This window comes from Leisingera coralii, assembly GCF_049056525.1.
GTDB lineage: Bacteria > Pseudomonadota > Alphaproteobacteria > Rhodobacterales > Rhodobacteraceae > Leisingera > Leisingera coralii.
In genome coordinates this window covers 1-16,736 of sequence record NZ_JBHUPT010000049.1, presented here as the reverse complement: position 1 = coordinate 16,736, position 16,736 = coordinate 1, and the positions used below count along the sequence as shown (strand labels likewise).

The 16,736-nt window shown below is 63.2% G+C and carries 16 protein-coding genes and 1 tRNA gene; 8 read left to right on the top strand and 9 right to left on the bottom strand.

All coding sequences use genetic code 11. The annotated features are described in order from the left end of the window. Positions 1-33: 33 nt before the first annotated feature. The 3 genes from ACFMBG_RS16165 to ACFMBG_RS16155 all read right to left on the bottom strand — a co-directional run bounded on the left by ACFMBG_RS16165 (position 34) and on the right by ACFMBG_RS16155 (position 2,901). Complete coding sequence (locus ACFMBG_RS16165; RefSeq protein WP_421055729.1) at positions 34-1,152, bottom strand: porin; 1,119 nt, start codon at positions 1,150-1,152, stop codon at positions 34-36. Between the two features lie 364 nt (positions 1,153-1,516). Then, complete coding sequence (locus ACFMBG_RS16160; RefSeq protein ID WP_421055728.1) at positions 1,517-2,593, bottom strand: porin; 1,077 nt, start codon at positions 2,591-2,593, stop codon at positions 1,517-1,519. Between the two features lie 223 nt (positions 2,594-2,816). Further along, positions 2,817-2,901 (bottom strand) — tRNA-Leu (locus ACFMBG_RS16155). 221 nt (positions 2,902-3,122) lie between these two features. Between ACFMBG_RS16155 and ACFMBG_RS16150 the strand changes: the two genes are divergently transcribed. Next, positions 3,123-3,650 carry a Hint domain-containing protein gene (locus ACFMBG_RS16150; protein WP_421055727.1) on the top strand — a complete coding sequence of 176 codons (528 nt, stop codon included), beginning with the start codon at positions 3,123-3,125 and terminating at the stop codon, positions 3,648-3,650. 6 nt (positions 3,651-3,656) lie between these two features. Here ACFMBG_RS16150 and ACFMBG_RS16145 read toward each other — a convergent pair whose 3' ends face one another. Together ACFMBG_RS16145 and ACFMBG_RS16140 are read right to left on the bottom strand one after the other, a co-directional pair. Beyond that, complete coding sequence (locus ACFMBG_RS16145; RefSeq protein WP_421055726.1) at positions 3,657-5,402, bottom strand: NAD(P)H-hydrate dehydratase; 1,746 nt, start codon at positions 5,400-5,402, stop codon at positions 3,657-3,659. A gap of 55 nt (positions 5,403-5,457) precedes the next feature. Then, positions 5,458-5,592, bottom strand: coding sequence for a hypothetical protein (locus ACFMBG_RS16140; RefSeq protein WP_421055725.1), 135 nt, complete (start codon positions 5,590-5,592; stop codon positions 5,458-5,460). Between ACFMBG_RS16140 and ACFMBG_RS16135 the strand changes: the two genes are divergently transcribed. Together ACFMBG_RS16135 and glnA are read left to right on the top strand one after the other, a co-directional pair. Next, positions 5,573-5,911: a P-II family nitrogen regulator gene (locus tag ACFMBG_RS16135; RefSeq protein WP_421055724.1), complete on the top strand. Its 339-nt coding sequence runs from the start codon at positions 5,573-5,575 to the stop codon at positions 5,909-5,911. The two genes, ACFMBG_RS16140 and ACFMBG_RS16135, sit on opposite strands and share 20 nt — an antisense overlap. Positions 5,912-5,955: 44 nt before the next feature. Next, a complete protein-coding gene (gene glnA / locus ACFMBG_RS16130) occupies positions 5,956-7,362 on the top strand; it encodes a type I glutamate--ammonia ligase (protein WP_421055723.1) in 1,407 nt (468 codons plus the stop codon). A gap of 81 nt (positions 7,363-7,443) precedes the next feature. Here the strand turns inward: glnA and ACFMBG_RS16125 are convergent, their stop codons facing one another. Further along, positions 7,444-8,919, bottom strand: coding sequence for a methyl-accepting chemotaxis protein (locus ACFMBG_RS16125; RefSeq protein WP_421055722.1), 1,476 nt, complete (start codon positions 8,917-8,919; stop codon positions 7,444-7,446). A 227-nt stretch (positions 8,920-9,146) separates the two neighbouring features. On the opposite strand from ACFMBG_RS16125, the gene ACFMBG_RS16120 reads away from it, so the two are divergent. From ACFMBG_RS16120 to ACFMBG_RS16110, 3 genes are all read left to right on the top strand, one after another. Further along, complete coding sequence (locus ACFMBG_RS16120; protein ID WP_421055721.1) at positions 9,147-10,394, top strand: Hsp70 family protein; 1,248 nt, start codon at positions 9,147-9,149, stop codon at positions 10,392-10,394. Positions 10,395-10,488: 94 nt separating this feature from the next. Next, the gene (locus ACFMBG_RS16115) at positions 10,489-11,283 is read left to right on the top strand and encodes a lytic murein transglycosylase (RefSeq protein WP_421055720.1); all 795 of its coding nucleotides are present in this window, start codon (positions 10,489-10,491) and stop codon (positions 11,281-11,283) included. Between the two features lie 339 nt (positions 11,284-11,622). Then, entirely contained in the window at positions 11,623-12,456 is an 834-nt protein-coding gene (locus ACFMBG_RS16110) for a hypothetical protein (RefSeq protein ID WP_421055719.1), read from the top strand. Here ACFMBG_RS16110 and ACFMBG_RS16105 read toward each other — a convergent pair. Next, positions 12,453-13,226 carry a heme-dependent oxidative N-demethylase family protein gene (locus ACFMBG_RS16105; protein ID WP_421055718.1) on the bottom strand — a complete coding sequence of 258 codons (774 nt, stop codon included), beginning with the start codon at positions 13,224-13,226 and terminating at the stop codon, positions 12,453-12,455. The genes ACFMBG_RS16110 and ACFMBG_RS16105 overlap by 4 nt on opposite strands. 149 nt (positions 13,227-13,375) lie before the next feature. Here ACFMBG_RS16105 and dddP point away from each other — a divergent pair, with 149 nt between their 5' ends. Then, positions 13,376-14,719: a dimethylsulfonioproprionate lyase DddP gene (dddP, locus tag ACFMBG_RS16100; protein WP_421055717.1), complete on the top strand. Its 1,344-nt coding sequence runs from the start codon at positions 13,376-13,378 to the stop codon at positions 14,717-14,719. Positions 14,720-14,787: 68 nt separating this feature from the next. On the opposite strand, the gene ACFMBG_RS16095 is transcribed toward dddP, so the two are convergent. Together ACFMBG_RS16095 and ACFMBG_RS16090 are read right to left on the bottom strand one after the other, a co-directional pair. Then, on the bottom strand, positions 14,788-15,006 hold the full coding sequence (locus ACFMBG_RS16095; protein ID WP_421055716.1) for an NUDIX hydrolase: 219 nt from the start codon (positions 15,004-15,006) through the stop codon (positions 14,788-14,790). A gap of 57 nt (positions 15,007-15,063) precedes the next feature. Continuing rightward, positions 15,064-15,273, bottom strand: a complete 210-nt coding sequence (locus tag ACFMBG_RS16090; RefSeq protein WP_421055715.1) for an NUDIX hydrolase — start codon at positions 15,271-15,273, stop codon at positions 15,064-15,066. 158 nt (positions 15,274-15,431) lie between these two features. On the opposite strand from ACFMBG_RS16090, the gene ACFMBG_RS16085 reads away from it, so the two are divergent. Next, on the top strand, positions 15,432-16,667 hold the full coding sequence (locus tag ACFMBG_RS16085; RefSeq protein WP_421055714.1) for a bifunctional alpha/beta hydrolase/OsmC family protein: 1,236 nt from the start codon (positions 15,432-15,434) through the stop codon (positions 16,665-16,667). Positions 16,668-16,736 lie beyond the last annotated feature (69 nt).

Genomic DNA, 16,736 nt, shown 5'->3' with positions numbered 1-16,736 from the left:
GTGTTTGCTGTTCTGAAACCGAGGGAGGGAGGATCAGAACTTCCAGCGGGCGCCGGCCAGGATCACATTTGCGTCCTGGTAGCTGGTGGCGCTGGTGTCGGCATAGGAGTAGTCCCGGTAGGCCAGATAGGTCTCGACGTTGAGCGCGTCGATCTTCTGAACCGCGGCCACGCCCCAGGATTCTGCGCTGTCGCCGGCGGTGACCATGTCCGAGCCGTCATAGTAGTCGACCGAGAACGCGGTGGAGCCGGCCGCAATCAGATCCGCCTTATAGCCCAGCTTGGCATAGGCATAGGTGCCAGCGATGTCGCGCTCGCCTGCTGCCACGTTCAGCGACAGGCCGGTGGCCTTGTGCAGCACCGCAAAGGAGCCGGAAACGTCGCGGCGATCGGCCTTGCCGGTTTCCTCGGTCCAAGAGGCGCCGATGCCGGTGTCGATGGCAAAGCCCGCGGCATCGCCGTACGCCCAACGCACCGCCACGTCGTAGCTTTCGCGGTCGTTTGCGTCCTTCAGCACATCGGTGCCCCAGGAAGTCGAGAGCGTGAAGCCTGCAAGTTCCGGGGAGTCATAGCGGATGCGGCCCAGACGGCTGCCATCCAGATCGGTGAAGGCATCGCCGATATCGACGGTACTGAGCGCGCCCGCGCCAGTGCGGAAGGCATAGCCGCCCGCGGAGTCGGCGACCGAGTTGGAGGCGCCGAGTCCGGTGCCCGAGAAATCCGCGCCTGTGATGCCGTCGGTGGCCATCGACCCCTGACCGGCAGAGAAGCGGCCATAGCTCGCGGTGTCGAACTGGAAGTCGACATGGCGGATATTGGTGCGGTCCCAGCTAAGGTTGTCGCCGGTGCTGAGCTGGCTCACCCCGTCCGAGCCGCGGAAGCCAAAGGCGGTTTCAAAGCGGAACCGCAAGGTGTTTTCACCATATTCCTGTTCCAGCTCGAAGCCGATGCGCGAGTTGGAGGCCTCGTTGTCCACCAGACGGTTAAAGTCCTCCTGCCCGTCGTCAAACGACTGGTAGGCGGGGTTGAACTGCCCGTACCAGCGGAAGCTGCCGCCGGTGTCATTGGTATAGGTGGGGCCGGCAAGGGCCGGGGCTGCCAGAGCTGCTGCCAGCGACGCTGCGCCGGCACGTGCTGCAAATTTCGTGCTCATTATTCTGAGTCTCCTGTTCCGTCGGCAGCGTGCCTCTCCATCCCTGAGGCCGTTGCCGCGGAGCTGGCTAACATGCAGATTTCAGGAGCTTCAGGGTTGAAAATTCCGGCTGCTGCCAGGCAAAGTGGATGAGCGGAAATCCGCTCAGCAAGATCCCGCCCAGGCAATAAACCGCCTTCTTTCAAGGCGTTGAGTGAAACAGATCACATTCATCCGGCCGCTGGCGTCAGAGGCGCCATGCAATCCGCGCAACCCTGCGCCGGCGCGCAGAAGCCCATTCAGTCCTGCACAGCCCAAAACACCGGCGGGCACAAAAAAACGCCCCGGGGATCCAGGGCGTTTTCGAGGGTTGTTTCCAGCGCCGTCAGAATTTCCAGCGCGCGCCGAGAACCCAGGTCGTCACATCCTGATAGGTCGCCGCCGCATCCTCATAATCATACTCCTGATAGGTCAGGTAGATGTCGGTATTGAGGTTCTCGACCTTCTGCACCGCTCCGATCCCCCAGCCCTTGGTGGAGGAGCCGGTGACATTGAAATCCTCGCCGTCATAGTAGTGCACACCAATGCCGGTTTTGCCCCAGGCCAGCCATTCGTCCTCATAGGCGATCTTCGCATAGTAATAACTCGGGTCGCTGGCGCCCGCCGCGTCGTTGTCCCGGGTGCCGCCCGCAACCGTGAAGCTGATGCCGTTGTCCAGCAGCACCGAGGCCGCCCCCAAGACATCCGACCGGTCGGTTCCGGCATCTTCGCGCACCTGATAGGCCAATGACGCGTTGAATTCGGCCGTCCCGAACTCCTGCCCGTAGAACAGACCGATGTCATAATAGTCGGCATCATCGGAGGAAACGAGAACGTTCTGCCCCCAGGCTATCCCTGCGGAAAAACCGTTGAATTCCGGTGTGTCATAACGAATGCGGCCACGCCTGGATCCGTCGAAATTGTCGAACGCATCCGCCAGGGCCGGCCCGCTCAACGCGCCCGTGGTGTCGCGGATCAGGAACCCGGCGTTGGAATCAACCTTGAAGGAGTAGAGCGCCGTGCCGACATAAGACAGGTCCGTCTCGGCCGCACCGTCAGCCACCATGCTGCCCTGCCCGGCTGAGAACTTGCCCCAGCTTCCTTCCAGCCAGAAGTCCACATGGCGCAGATCGGCGCGGGTCCAGCCGCTGTAGTCCGAGCCGAACTGATTGACTTCAGTCGAGTTGGGAAAGCCCAGCCCGGTCTCGAAGCGGAAGCCGAAGGTATTGCTGCCGAAGGGCTGGATCAGCCGCAGCCCCACCCGGGAGCGGGACAGGTCATTGTCCAGCAGGTTGGTCTCTGTCTGCTGCCCGTCATCGACCGAGATGATCGCCGGGTTCAGATGGCCATAAATCTCGACATAACCGCCGGAGTTGTTGTTGTACTTCAGTTCGGCCGACGCAGGCTGTCCCAGGACGCACAACCCGGCCGCTGCGCTTAAAAAATAATGAAGACGAGTCACACCTATCCCCCTCAGAAAAATTTTCCTAAACACTCAGCCGAGAGGTAGCCCGGCCGCCGTCAAGAGCAAGGATTGAATGATTGCCGAGGAGCCGGGGACCTCACTGCCGGTACCGCAGTCCGGGACCGGCCCTGACATGGTGCACCGAAGGCTTCAAAACAGCAAAAGGGGGGCAAAAGGGGGATGGTGCGGGTGAAGGGACTTGAACCCCCACGCCTTGCGGCGCCAGAACCTAAATCTGGTGCGTCTACCAATTCCGCCACACCCGCACGAAACGCCAGGCACGCGGCCTTGCGTGCCGCGCTCAATAGCAAAGCTTCGCCGGGGATGCGAGCGGAAAACGCGGTCCGGCCGCCGATGTGCAGATCGGCAACAATCCGTCCGCATAATTGCAACAATGAGCGGATTTTTGCCGGAAAAGACTGGGCCTGGAATCCGGTTCTGCCGTAGTTTGGGAAAAAAGTCTGAGGCAGACAGAGCGAGTAACAACATGAAACCCTTTGGTAATGCGGCTTTGCGCGCGCAGCTGGCGACGCGCAGCCAGGCGCAGCCCCGGCGGCTGTTTCAGGGCAGCCAGAACATCAGCCTGTTGCGCGGCACAATGGTGCTGACCCGCGAGGGCGCCCGCGCGGCAGAACAGATCTCGGCGGGCGACAGCATCATCACCCGCACCCAGGGCATGGCTCAGGTGGAGGCAGTGAGAACCCGCCGGGCGATGCTGCAAGCGGTGTGTTTCGCCGCCGGCTCGCTGGGCGACACCCAAGCCGAGAGCGATCTGACCGTCCCCTGGGATCAGCGGATCCTGGTGCGCGACTGGCGCGCCAAGGCGATGTTCGGCCAGCCGCAGGCGGTGGTGCCGGCCTATGAGCTGGTGGACGGCGAGTTCATCCGCGACCTCGGGCTTCAAATGATGGATCTGACGGTGCTGGAATTCTCCCGCCCGCATGTGATCTATGCAGGCGGGCTGGAACTGGCGGCCGCCGCCGCGCCGCAAGAGGATCTGCGCCCGGCAGCCTGAGGCCGATTAAAGCCCCAGCTCGCGGAACACCGCGGGGATCTGCTCCGGCAGGTCCTCGGCAATCAGGCCGGGACCGAATTCCAGCGCGCATTCCACATGCAGATAGGCGGCGGTCTCCGCCGCCTGCATCGGCGAAAAGCCCCGTGCCAGCAGCCCTGTAATGAAGCCCGCCAGCACGTCGCCCGACCCAGCGGTGGCGAGCCAGGGGGCGGAGCGCTCATAATGAGCGGAATTGACCGAGCAGCGCCCGTCCGGCGCGGCGATTACGGTATCCGGCCCCTTGAACAGTACCACGCAGCCCGCGCGCTTCGCCGCCTCGCGGGTGGCGTCCACCTTGGAATAGGCCGGGCCTGTTGTGGCTGGCGCGTTCAGTTTCTCCGCAAGGTCCGGGAACAGCCTGGCAAACTCGCCGCCATGCGGAGTGAGAACGCAGTTCTCGTGCAGCACCTCGAACAGCGCCTCCGGCTTCAGCTCAAACCTTGTGAGTGCGTCGGCGTCCAGCACGGTGGCGCGTTTTTCCTTCAGCACCGCCATTGCCAGCGCCTGGGTATCGGCGCCGCGGCCCAGGCCGGGGCCGAGGCAGACCGCATTGAAACGCTTGTCCTCCAGGAGCTCGCTGACCCCATGCGCGCCGTCGATCTGGCGCAGCATGATGGCGGTCAGATTGGCGGCGTTTTCAAACATCGCCGAGCGCGGCGAGCCGACGGTCACCAGCCCCGCCCCGATCCGCAAGGCACCACGGGCGGCCAGCCTGGCGGCGCCGGTCTTGCCATGACCGCCGGAGAGGACCAGGGCGTGGCCCTCTGTATACTTGTGCCCTCCTCCTGATTTCTCGAGCATTGAATGTGGAAAACCTGGAGTTCTTAACGGACGCCAGCGAAATCGGGGCTCAAGCAACCGTACGCGTTCCAAGTCCGGGTCTTGCTCACAGGCTACGGTTCGTTCCAGCGCATCGCCACGCAATCCTATGTCAACAACATTGACGCGGGTTCCGTTTATAACAACGGCTCCCAGGAAGTGGCTGATTTTTGGGCTGTGAAAGGTAACAGTCAAATGAGCGTGGAAGACAGCCGACATAAAGTATGGCCATCCCCCTTCGGTGTCCGCAGCCTCTTCAGTCTCATCCGCATCTGTGATGGGAAACCCAGTGTCCGACGAAAGACCAGAGGGAATGTCGACCGCAACTTTCCTTAGAGTTCGCCGCGTCTTTCTGCTGGGGCTTTCCTCCTTCCATTCCGGCCGAAACTTCAAAAGCCAGTGAAAGGTTTTCCGGATGTCATCAGGCAGCGGACGGGTAAGCCCCGTGCCAAACAGAGCATCGACCAAAAGGTCAGGCTCAATAACTGAGGCAAGGCAACCACCCGTAAGCGGTTCTTCACTGCCAATCTCCCTCCACCGCTCGTAATTCACCTTCGCATCCGGCGGCAGCTTGTCCGCATCACCATAGAGGAAGACCTCCACCGCCCAGCCGCGCTCCTTCAGCAGCCGCGCCACCACAAAGCCGTCGCCGCCGTTGTTGCCCGGCCCGCACAGGACCACCGCCCGGCGCGGCTTTTCATCTTTCTCCAAGTACTCCGGGGAGCGCGAGGGGCCGGCCCCTCGCTCGTCGGCCAGTTCCGGCCACTCCTCGAAGATGGCGTCAACCACCCCCTGCCCGGCCCGTTCCATCAGTTCCAGCCCGGTGACTTCACCGGACTCGATGGCGGCCTGTTCTATGGCCCGCATCTGGGCTGCGGTCAGCAGTTCGGTCATGTTTTGCCCTTCCCCGATTCAATTCTGCGCATTTTCCGGGCGCAGCGCTTAATTTTTAGGCAGCGACGATGAAATCCTGGCCAGAAATGACGCAGCCGCGCAGGCGCGCATTGCTGCCTTCATTTAGAAGTGAAATGACACCCCCAACAAGCTTGCGAGGAGCCATGCCGATGAAAAAGATCGAAGCCATCATCAAGCCTTTTAAACTGGATGAGGTGAAGGAAGCGTTGCAGGACGTTGGTGTGCAAGGCCTCTCCGTCATCGAGGTCAAGGGCTTCGGCCGCCAGAAGGGCCACACCGAGCTCTACCGCGGCGCCGAATATGTTGTCGACTTCCTGCCCAAGGTGAAAGTCGAAGTGGTGCTGGACGACGATCAGGTCGACCAGGCCATCGAAGCGATCGTCGACGCTGCCAAGACCGACAAGATCGGCGACGGCAAGATCTTTGTCTCGCCCGTCGAGCAAGCGATCCGCATCCGTACCGGCGAGACCGGCCCGGAAGCACTCTGATACATCAACGAATATCCTTACATCTCTAAAAAAGGACCGAGGGAATGAGCGCAGACGCAGTTCTCAAGACACTCAAGGACGAGGACGTCGCATACGTCGACATCCGCTTCACCGACGTGCGCGGCAAGCTGCAGCATGTGACCGTGGACGTGGACCTGGTGGACGAAGACTTCCTGGAAGAAGGCTTCATGTTCGACGGCTCCTCGATCGCAGGCTGGAAGTCGATCGAAAACTCCGACATGAAACTGATCCCGGACACCGAGTCCGCCTACATCGATCCGTTCTATGCCGAGAAAACCCTCTGCATCCACTGCTCGATCGTGGAACCCGATACCGGCGAATCCTATGAGCGCGATCCGCGCGGCACCGCCCAGAAGGCTGAAGCCTACCTGAAGTCCTCCGGCATCGGCGACGTGGCCTACATGGGTCCGGAAGCGGAATTCTTCCTGTTCGACGACGTGCGTTTCTCCAACACCATCAACAAGGTGTCCTACGAGGTTGATGCAACCGACGGCTCCTGGAACACCGACGCCGAATTCGAAATGGGCAACATGGGCCACCGCCCGGGCCTCAAGGGCGGCTACTTCCCGGTCAACCCGACCGACGAAGCGCAGGACCTGCGCTCCGAGATGCTGTCCACCATGAAACGCCTGGGCATGAAGGTCGACAAGCACCACCATGAGGTTGCGTCCTGCCAGCACGAGCTGGGCCTGATCTTTGACAGCCTGACCAAACAGGCCGACGAACTGCAGAAGTACAAATACGTGATCCACAACGTGGCCCACGCCTATGGCAAGTCGGCAACCTTCATGCCGAAACCGATCTATGGCGACAACGGCTCCGGCATGCACGTCAACATGTCGATCTGGAAAGACGGCAAGCCGCTGTTTGCCGGCGACAAATATGCTGACCTGTCCCAGGAAGCGCTGTACTTCATCGGCGGCGTCCTGAAGCACGCCAAGACCCTGAACGCCTTCACCAACCCGGGCACCAACTCCTACAAGCGCCTGATCCCGGGCTTCGAGGCCCCGGTTCTGCGCGCCTACTCCGCCCGCAACCGCTCCGGCTGCGTGCGTATTCCGTGGACCGAAAGCCCGAAAGCCAAGCGCGTCGAGGCCCGCTTCCCCGATCCGAGCGCAAACCCCTACCTGTGCTTTGCCGCACTGCTGATGGCCGGCCTGGACGGCATCCGCAACAAGATCGATCCCGGCGAAGCCATGGACAAGAACCTGTACGACCTGCCGGCCGAGGAGCTGGAAGGCATCCCGACCGTCTGCGGCTCGCTGCGCGAAGCGCTGGACGCCCTGGCGGCCGACCACGACTTCCTGCTGCAGGGCGACGTCTTCACCAAGGACCAGATCGACGGCTACATCGAGCTGAAGATGGAAGAGGTCCACAAGTACGAGCACACCCCGCACCCGGTTGAGTTCGGCATGTACTACAGCTGCTAAGCTGCTGGAAATAAGAAGGAAGAGGCGCCCCAAGGGGCGCCTTTTTCTGTCTGTGCCGCTGGGATGCGGCGGCTCACCGCGTCAGCCGGCCAGACGCAGGCTGCCGCCGGTGTCCCCGTCTCCGGCAGCAATCGGGGCGGCTGTTTCCCCGACGTCGAAGGATTTGACCAGGTCGGCCAGTGACTGCGCATCCTGGCGCATGGTCACCGTGGCGGCCGTCGTCTGCTCGACCATTGCCGCGTTCTGCTGGGTGACCCCGTCCAGATGCGAAACCCCGGTGTTGATCTCGGTCAGCCCGGTGGTCTGCTCGCCGGCAGAAGCAGAAACCGACGCCGACAATTCCGACACCCGGTTCACATCGGCCACAATCCGGGTCAGCACCTCGCCTGCCCGGTCCACCAGCGAGACACCCTCGTCCACATGGCCCGAGCTGATATTGATCAGTTCCTTGATCTCCTTGGCGGATACGGCGGCGCGCTGTGCCAGCCCGCGCACCTCGGAGGCGACAACCGCAAAGCCGCGCCCGGCTTCACCCGCGCGGGCGGCCTCGACCCCGGCATTCAGCGCCAGCAGGTTGGTCTGGAAAGAGATATCGTCAATCACGCCGATGATCTGGGAAATCCGCTCGGAGGATTCGGCAATCTCCTTCATCTTCTGCACTGCGTCCGTCACAACGGCAAAGCCGTCTTCGGCACAGGCTTGCGCGGTGGCGGCCACATCACTGGTTTCCTTGGTCGCTTCCGCCGAAGTCCGCATGCTGGCCGTGATTTCCTCGACGGCCGCCGCCGTCTGCTCCAGCGTTGCAGCCTGGGTCTCGGTGCGCTGCGACAGGTTCTGCGCAGCGTCGGAAATTTCACCGGCGGTGCTGTTCAGACCGTCGGCGGAGTCCTGAATGCTGCCAATGACGCCTGCCAGGCTGCCCATCAGCCGGTTGAACGTCACGCGCACCTGGTCATAGCGCTGCGGATAATCGCTCTCGCCGGGAGCTGGGATCTTCTGTGACAGATCACGGGCTTCCATCCGCTCGATCCCGGCGGTGATATAGTCAAAGGCGGTGTCCTGTTCGGCGCGCTGCGCCGCAAAGTAGGCGTCGATGACAAAAAAGGTATCCAAGGCAAACACCCGGTTCAGCGCCCCCAGCATTGCAAACAGCTTGCGCCGCCCGCCTGGGGTCACCACGGTCCCGAACCTGTCCCCCAGAACCTGCTGGATGTGCGAGGTCGCCCGCGCATAGGCGGACAGGTACAGCTCAAATGGAAGCTGGATTTTGAAGTGAACACTGCCGACGCGTTCGGCCGACGCAAAATACTCCTCCGGGAAGTCGCCCCTCAGCAGAAGTTCCCAATGCCGTTTTTGCGCCGATCTGGCGTGGGCAAGAATTTCCTCATTGGGAAAAAACCTGCGGGCCTCGCCGTCAGACTGGGCAAAGGCATAGAATTTGTCGAGGATCAGGTCGAGGTAAGGCGCCAGCAGGGAACTTGCGCGAACCAGATCTTTCTGATCGTCTCCATCAAGCGCAAATTTCGAGATGATGCGTTGGTAATCAGTGTTACTCATCTTCCAAACTCCGAAAATCCTGCTCTGGGCGGCAGGCATAAAAAGTGTGATATTCAGGAATTAATATACTTTTACAGCAGCTTAACCTCATGTTTTTGAAAGGTTTAATCTTCCTGCGGCAATCCGCCGTCTGGAAGATCCCGGGCCGCGGCCTGGGTGATTCGCCTTGATCGGATCCATCTGTTGCTGTAGCCAGATCCGCTCCGCTTGGTGTACAGGAGCCCTTCATGACTGCCCCGAAAACCCTTGGCATCGACTTCGGCACATCCAACTCCGCAGCCGGTCTTGCGGTTGCGGGGCGCCCTTGGCTGGTGGAGATGGAACCCGGCGAGCAGACCCTGCCCACCGCGGTGTTCTTTGCTGCGCACACACGGCAGATGCGGATCGGCCATAGCGCCACGCGGGCCCTGATCAGCGGCGAGGAGGGCCGCTTCATGCGGGCGCTCAAGAGCCTGCTCGGCACCTCCCTCCTGCATGAAGAGCGGCGGCTGGGCGGCGAGCGGATCAGCTTTGCCACCATCATCGCCCGCTTCCTGGCGGAGCTGAAGCGGCGTGCAGAGGCGGCGACACATATGCAGTTCACCCATGCGCTGTCGGGGCGGCCGGTGCGGTTTCACTCCAAGGATGCAGACCGCGACGTACAGGCGGAAAAGGACCTGCGTGCCTGCTACCTTGCGGCCGGTTTCCAGGACGTGCTGTTCATGTACGAACCCGAAGCCGCACTGCGCGCCGCCGCGCCGTCGCCGGGGCTGGGGCTGATCGTGGACATCGGCGGCGGCACCTCGGACTTCACCGCCTTTGAGCAGAGCGCGGAGGGCTCCACCCGCATCCTAGCCTCTCACGGCGTCCGTCTGGGCGGCACCGATTTCGACCGGCAGCTGAGCATTCATCATGTGATGCCGCTGCTGGGCCGCGGCAGCCAGATCCGCAATACCTTCGGCGGCGGCACCCTGCCCGCGCCGAACCGGCTGTTCAACGATCTGGCCACCTGGCAGCTGATCCCTTTCCTTTACAGCCCCGAAAGCCGCCGTGCCGCGCAGGACCTGGCGGCCAATGCGGTGGAGCCCGAAAAGCTCGCCCGCCTCGTGTCCGTGCTGGAGGATGAACTTGGGCACGAACTGGCCTTTGCGGTCGAGCGCGGCAAGATCCGCGCCAATGGCGCAGAGAACACCGCGGCAATCGACCTCAAGCTCCTGCAGCGCGGATTGTCTGTGCCGCTGCCAGCCGCGGGCATGAACCAGACGCTGGCGGAGCAGACCCGGGCAATCGGGCTGTGCGCCGCCGAAACCCTGAACCAGGCAGGAATTTCCGCGGCTCAGGTGGACCGGATCGTCATGGTCGGCGGCTCTTCGCTGCTGGCGGCGGTGCAGGCTGAAATGCGGTCCTTGTGCCCAAATGCCCGTGTCGAGACGGAAAATGCCATGACTGCGGTTGCCGGCGGCCTGGCGCTGGCGGCCGGGACGGCCTTTACCTAGGCGGATGGGAACCGGTGGCGGGAATTCCCGTTAGACATGGGGCTCAGTCACGCTAGGCTGCAGGGACACGAGTCACATTTCGAGAGTTCCATTCATGCGCCGGCTGCTTGCCCCTGCTCTGATTTCCGCCTTCCTCGCTTCCCCCGCCGTGGCCGCAACCTGCGGCAATACCTCTGCCGGGTTCGATGCCTGGAAACAGGCTTTCAGCAGCGAGGCTAAGCGCGCCGGGGTGCGCAAGGCCGGGCTGCAGGCGCTGGCAAATGCACAATACGCCCGCCGCACCATCGCCGCCGACCGCAACCAGAAGAGCTTCAAATACTCGCTGGAGAAGTTCATGCAGATCCGCGGCTCTGCCACCATCGTGGCGCAAGGCCGCAAGCGCAAGGCGCGCAACCCGGAGTTCTATGCCGCACTGGAGCGCAAGTACGGCGTGCCCGCGGGCGTGCTGATCGCGATCCACGGGATGGAGACCGCCTTTGGCAATTACATGGGCGACAGCCAGGTGGTGTCGGCCATCGTGACCCTCACCTATGACTGCCGCCGCTCCGATTTCTTCCGCCCGCATGCGCTGGGGGCGCTGAAACTGGTGGATCAGGGCGCCATCACCCCGGCCACCCTGGGCGCCAAACACGGCGAGCTGGGCCACACCCAGTTCCTGCCCGGCAATGCCCTGCAATACGGTCAGGACTGGGACGGCAACGGCCGGGTGGATTTCTACAACATGGGCGATGCGCTGGCCTCCACCGCCAATTATCTGCGCCAGAAGGGCTGGAAACCCGGCAAGGGCTATCAACCGGGCGAGCCGAACTACCCTGTGCTGAAGCAATGGAACGCGGCCTCGGTCTATCAGCAATCGCTGGCGATCATGGGGCGGCAGATTGACGGCTGAACCGCCCCTGAGGTTGTTCGTTACTGCATTTGCGCCCGCCCCGGTAGCCGCCACCAATGACGATTGTGAATCCTGGCTGGAACAGTGCCGGCGATTCCCGCTGCATTGTAGGTTCTAGGGCATCAATGTGACCGGCGGGTGCCACAGTTGGGCCGCATTCCGGCCCTCAAAACTCGCAAAATTACACTTTGTTCGTTTTAAAACAGAAACTTACAGGCTGCCTAAATTCCGTCTTTTCCGCCAGCGCGGTATCACGGCTGGCCGCAGTTTCCGCCCCACTTTTAACCCGTTCAAATTTTAACCTTCATTTATCGGCACCCTGAATGGAGGATCCGGACGGTGGCAGAGAACGTGCAGTTTACGGGCAGGCTTGGGCTGGAAAGCCGGGATGAGAGAACCCTTTCCGCAGCGGTTACCGCAGTGGTGGACACGCTTGAGGACTTCGGCCATCCCGCAGAGACCATTGAGGCCCGCGCCGAGAATGCCGCCCGGCTGCAATGCGACCACTATCTGGTCACGGTGCGCCTGCGCCGGGTGCCGCTGCGGCGCTCCAGCCGGCTGACCGGCAGCATGCTGCAACCCGCAGCGCTGCTGGAGCTTTCGCTGTCCCCGATTTACCCGGAGTATTGCGACCGGGAAATCACCGAGATGCTGCTGGCGGAAATGCTGCGGCGGCTTCTGCCCGCGGTCGAAGCCACCTCCGTCGAATGGCTCGATACCGAGGTGGCGCTGACCTGCGACCAGTTCCTCGGTGTGTTTGAACCGCAGCGCGCCGGACCGGACCAGCCCGAGCCCGTGGTTGCCGCCAGCCAACTGACGCAGCCGAAACCGCAGCGCCCGCGCGGCCGCGCCTGTTTTACGCCGGTGGAGCAAACCGCCTCTGCCCTTGAGGCCCACTGCGAGCGCGCCTTTCTGGCCGCCGGAAACCGAGCGGCAGGATCGGGCGCCACAGCGGCCGCCGAGCGGGCCCGGGCCCGGATGAGCAGGCCGCTGCAGGCAGAGCCTCAGCCCGGCAGCTGGAGCGGACAGTTGCGGGCTTCCGCGCTGTCAGTGTTCAGCGTCCCCGCTCCGCGCCGCCTGCGCTTCATCAGCCACCTGCTGCTGCTCGCCGCCCTGTTCCTGTTCCTGGACAGCGCCGGCATGGTGCAAGCCGCACGCCCGCTGTTTCATTAAGGCCGGGCCCCGGGCTCCTCTTGCTGGATGCCCCACTGGCGCATCACATCCGCCCGAGCAAGCACATGGGTATGGATGGCGAACACCACTGCCCGGGTCTGCGGCAGCCGCATGATCACCTGCTTTTCGCTGCGCAGATATTCGGCCCTGCCGCCATGCGGTTTGAGCCGCGGCGCATTTTGGCTGCGCGGCTGGAACAGCGCCGGATCCTGATACCACAGCGCATTGAACCGCCATAGCGGCCGCCCCGCCTGCACCCCGTCAAACAGCCGCTGCACCCGCGCGGCAATGCCTGCGCCGTAGCTGTCCACCGGCACATGGATGCCAGTCAAGGGCTGCAGGAATTTCTCCGCCAGCGTCCAGCTTGCCGGAAAACACAAAACCGCGCCGGTCAGAACATGTTCCTCCGCCCCGTCCGGCCGCTGCAGGATGCAGAAGTCCTGCTGCGCTATCCGGCCCAGAGTGCCCAAGGGATCCTCCCGGTCGACCGCGGCCCGCACGCCATCCGGCCGCAGAACAGTGTCTTCCGCCTTGGGATCCATCACCTCCAGCGCCATCTGCAGCAACTCCTGCGCCGCCGCCATTGCGCTGGCGTCCAGCCGCAGGACCTCGTCCCGCCGGGCGGCCAGCAGACGCTCCCGCTCTGCCATCTGGCCCGCATAAGCATCGTCCACCGTCAGCCAGCCATCAGGCGCAAGCGGCTGAATACCGGGGAGTTTCCTCTCCACCAGCGGGTTGTAGGGAATGGTCTTCTGCAGAATCGCTGTCATCCCCTTGCGATAGCATCCGAACTCCCGGGAAACAGCCGCAACGTTGCATCATAGGTCAGAAACGACCGGAAAATCCGTCGCTTTCTGCAGCGATTCTCCCGACCGCCGGCGGCAGATTGGACAGAACTGTGCAGCGACGGAGGCCACGCATGAACGAGCATTACCGCGACATCCGCAAGATCGACCCGACCCGCGGTGCCACCCTGGGCGACAACACCCCGAACGACAACAACCGGGTCGAAATCGGCCCGACCCAGCTGGCCTTCGGCGAATGGGCCGAGGCCGGGCTGCAGCTGCCCGATCTGCAGGCCATGCGCAAATTCCGCTGGGAGCGGCTGACCCGTTTCATCAATGACCGCGGCTATGCGGGCCTTCTGGTGTTCGACCCGCTTAACATCCGTTATGCGACCGACTCCACCAACATGCAGCTGTGGAACACCCACAACCCGTTCCGCGCCCTGCTGATCTGCGCTGACGGCTACATGGTGCTGTGGGATTATAAGCAGTCTCCGTTCCTGAGTGAATTCAACCCGCTGGTGCGCGAACAGCGGGCCGGTGCCGACCTGTTCTACTTTGACCGCGGCGACAAGGTCGACGTGGCGGCGGATGTCTTCTCCAACGAGGTGCGCAAGCTGCTGGAAGAGCACAGCGGCAGCAACAAGCGGCTGGCGGTCGACAAGATCATGCTGCACGGTCTGCGCGCGCTGGAAGCCCAGGGCCTGGAGATCTTCCCCGGCGAAGAGCTGACAGAGAAATGCCGTGCGGTGAAAGGCCCGGACGAGATCCTGGCGATGCGCTGCGCCCATCACGCCTGCGAAACTGCGGTGGCAGCGATGGAGAAATTCGCCCGCGAAAACGTGCCCGGCGGCAATGTCTCCGAAGATGACGTCTGGGCGGTGCTGCACGCCGAGAACATCCGCCGTGGCGGCGAATGGATCGAAACCCGCCTGCTGGCTTCCGGCCCGCGCACCAACCCCTGGTTCCAGGAATGCGGCCCCCGCATCATCCAGAACAACGAGATGATCAGCTTCGACACCGATCTGGTCGGCTCCTACGGCATCTGCATCGACATCTCCCGCAGCTGGTGGATCGGCGACCGGAAACCGCGCCCCGACATGATCTATGCCATGCAGCACGGGCTGGAGCACATCCGCCACAACATGGACATGCTGAAACCGGGTGTGAACATCCAGGAACTGTCCAAGGCCTGCCACGTGCTGGATCCGCAGTTCCAGAAGCAGAAATACGGCTGCATGATGCACGGCGTCGGCCTGTGCGATGAATGGCCGCTGGTCGCCTACCCGGACCAGATGGTCGAGGGCGCTTTCGACTATGAGCTTGAGCCGGGCATGGTGCTCTGTGTCGAAGCGCTGGTCAGCCCCGAGGGCGGCGATTTCTCGATCAAGCTGGAAGACCAGGTTCTGATCACCGAGGACGGCTATGAGAACCTGACCTCCTACCCGTTCGACAAGGAACTGCTGGGCGAAGCGTAACGCCAAGATTCCGGTCCCTCCTGCAAGGAGGGGCCGGGACAACCAGCGGCGCCGTCAGGCGCCACAGCTTAGCAACTGCCGCTCAGGAACCGCGCCAGCTTCTCCCGCAGGACCAGCACACCGGGCGACTCCGTCACCTCTTCCAGCTGATCCAGCGGCACCCAGGCCAGGGCGTGGGATTCATCGCTGGCAGCGATCTCCCCCGCCTCTGCCTGAAACAGGTAGCGCACGTCATAATGCAGATGCGCGCATTCCCTGGCGCTGGCCGGGATTTCGTGAATATCCACGTCGAACACTTGGTCCGACAGCGGCCTGATCCGCGTCAGCCCGCTTTCCTCATAGGCTTAATTCAGCGCCACAAAGGGAACATCGGCTATCCCGTCGCAATGGCCGCCCAGCTGGAACCAGCGGCCCAGCTTGCGGTGATGGGTCAGCAGGACGCTTTTCATGTCCGGCGACATCACAAAGGCGGAGCCGGTCACATGGCCGGTTTCCGGGTTGCGGCCAAAGGCCTGGGGTTCCCTGCCGCAAAAGGCCAGCAAACGCTTCCGCATCTCCCGGTCCCGCGTGTCTTGCGGGATAAAGCATCCGATGCCCTCTATGGCGCTGCTGCTCATCTGCCTTCACCTTCCCGTGACGTCGCGGGCTGCCGCCTTGTTCAGGCCGCGTTGCGCGCTCAATCTATGCGGAACAGCAGACAAAGGCCACGCCAATGCCCATGGAACGCATCACCTTTCCCGGCCATGCCGGACACACGCTTGCCGCCCGCCTCGACCTTCCCGAAGGTCCGGTGCTGGCCACTGCGCTCTTTGCCCATTGCTTCACCTGCTCCAAGGATATCCCGGCAGCACGGCGCATCGCGGGGCGGCTGGCGGCGATGGGGATCGCGGTGCTGCGCTTCGATTTCACCGGACTCGGCCACTCCGAAGGCGAGTTCGCCAACACCACCTTCACCTCAAACGTGGCGGATCTGATCCGGGCGGCACAGTATCTGGCCTCGCGCAACATGGCGCCTTCGCTGCTGATCGGCCATTCGCTGGGCGGCGCGGCAGTGCTGCGGGCACGCGCCGGCATTCCCTCGGCCAAGGGGGTGGTGACCCTGGGCGCGCCGTTTGATCCCGGCCATGTCTCGCACCATTTCGACGCTGCCCTGCCCGAGATCGAGGCCAAGGGCCAGGCCGAGGTCACCCTGGGCGGCCGCCCCTTCGTGATCGGCAAGGCGTTTGTCGACGACATCAATGCCGAGGCCCTGGCCCCGGCAATCGCGGAGCTCAGGGCCGCACTGCTGGTGCTGCACGCGCCAAGGGATGAAACGGTGAGCATAGACAATGCGTCCTCGATCTTCACCACCGCGAAACACCCCAAGAGCTTTGTCACCCTGGACGACGCCGACCACCTCATCTCGCGCCCCGCGGATGCGGAGTATGCGGCAGAAGTGATCGCGGCCTGGGCCGGGCGGTATATCGGCATGACCCCGCCCGCACCGCCGCCCGGCGCGCCGGAAGGCATTCTGCGGGTGACCGAAGCAGACCCGGACGGATTCCTGCAGGACGTGCAGTCCGGCCCGTACCACCACACTTACGCCGATGAGCCGCTGGCCTACGGCGGCACCAACCGCGGCATGTCGCCATACGGGTTTGTCGCCGCCGGGCTCGGGGCCTGCACTTCGATGACCCTGCGCATGTACGCCCGCCGCAAAGGCTGGCCGCTGGAGGCCATCAGCGTCGATGTGAGCCACGACAAGGTCCACGCCCAGGACGCTCAGCCCACCGGGCCTGCCAAGATCGACCAGTTCACCCGGGTTATCCACCTCTGCGGCCCGTTGAGTGACGAGCAGCGCGCTAGGCTGCTGGAAATCGCCGACAAATGCCCGGTGCACCGCACCTTGGAGAGTGGTGCCAAAGTGGTGACGCATCTGGAAATCTCCGTTTTGCCCGCCGCGGTCTGACACCCTGAGACCCGGCGGTGCTCCCGCGCCCGGCCGCTGCAGGACACCTGCAACGGCAGCGGCCTTGGG

What these genes read in the sequence shown, in the direction of transcription:
- glnA (WP_421055723.1), top strand. Translation starts at nt 5,956, where the DNA reads ATGAGCGCAGACGCAGTTCTCAAGACACTCAAGGACGAGGACGTCGCA.
- ACFMBG_RS16120 (WP_421055721.1), top strand. Translation starts at nt 9,147, where the DNA reads ATGACTGCCCCGAAAACCCTTGGCATCGACTTCGGCACATCCAACTCC.
- ACFMBG_RS16145 (WP_421055726.1), bottom strand. Translation starts at nt 5,402, where the DNA reads ATGACCGAACTGCTGACCGCAGCCCAGATGCGGGCCATAGAACAGGCC.
- ACFMBG_RS16105 (WP_421055718.1), bottom strand. Translation starts at nt 13,226, where the DNA reads ATGACAGCGATTCTGCAGAAGACCATTCCCTACAACCCGCTGGTGGAG.
- ACFMBG_RS16150 (WP_421055727.1), top strand. Translation starts at nt 3,123, where the DNA reads ATGAAACCCTTTGGTAATGCGGCTTTGCGCGCGCAGCTGGCGACGCGC.
- ACFMBG_RS16140 (WP_421055725.1), bottom strand. Translation starts at nt 5,592, where the DNA reads ATGGCTTCGATCTTTTTCATCGGCATGGCTCCTCGCAAGCTTGTTGGG.
- ACFMBG_RS16090 (WP_421055715.1), bottom strand. Translation starts at nt 15,273, where the DNA reads ATGCGGAAGCGTTTGCTGGCCTTTTGCGGCAGGGAACCCCAGGCCTTT.
- ACFMBG_RS16135 (WP_421055724.1), top strand. Translation starts at nt 5,573, where the DNA reads ATGAAAAAGATCGAAGCCATCATCAAGCCTTTTAAACTGGATGAGGTG.
- ACFMBG_RS16115 (WP_421055720.1), top strand. Translation starts at nt 10,489, where the DNA reads ATGCGCCGGCTGCTTGCCCCTGCTCTGATTTCCGCCTTCCTCGCTTCC.
- ACFMBG_RS16165 (WP_421055729.1), bottom strand. Translation starts at nt 1,152, where the DNA reads ATGAGCACGAAATTTGCAGCACGTGCCGGCGCAGCGTCGCTGGCAGCA.
- dddP (WP_421055717.1), top strand. Translation starts at nt 13,376, where the DNA reads ATGAACGAGCATTACCGCGACATCCGCAAGATCGACCCGACCCGCGGT.
- ACFMBG_RS16125 (WP_421055722.1), bottom strand. Translation starts at nt 8,919, where the DNA reads ATGAGTAACACTGATTACCAACGCATCATCTCGAAATTTGCGCTTGAT.
- ACFMBG_RS16085 (WP_421055714.1), top strand. Translation starts at nt 15,432, where the DNA reads ATGCCCATGGAACGCATCACCTTTCCCGGCCATGCCGGACACACGCTT.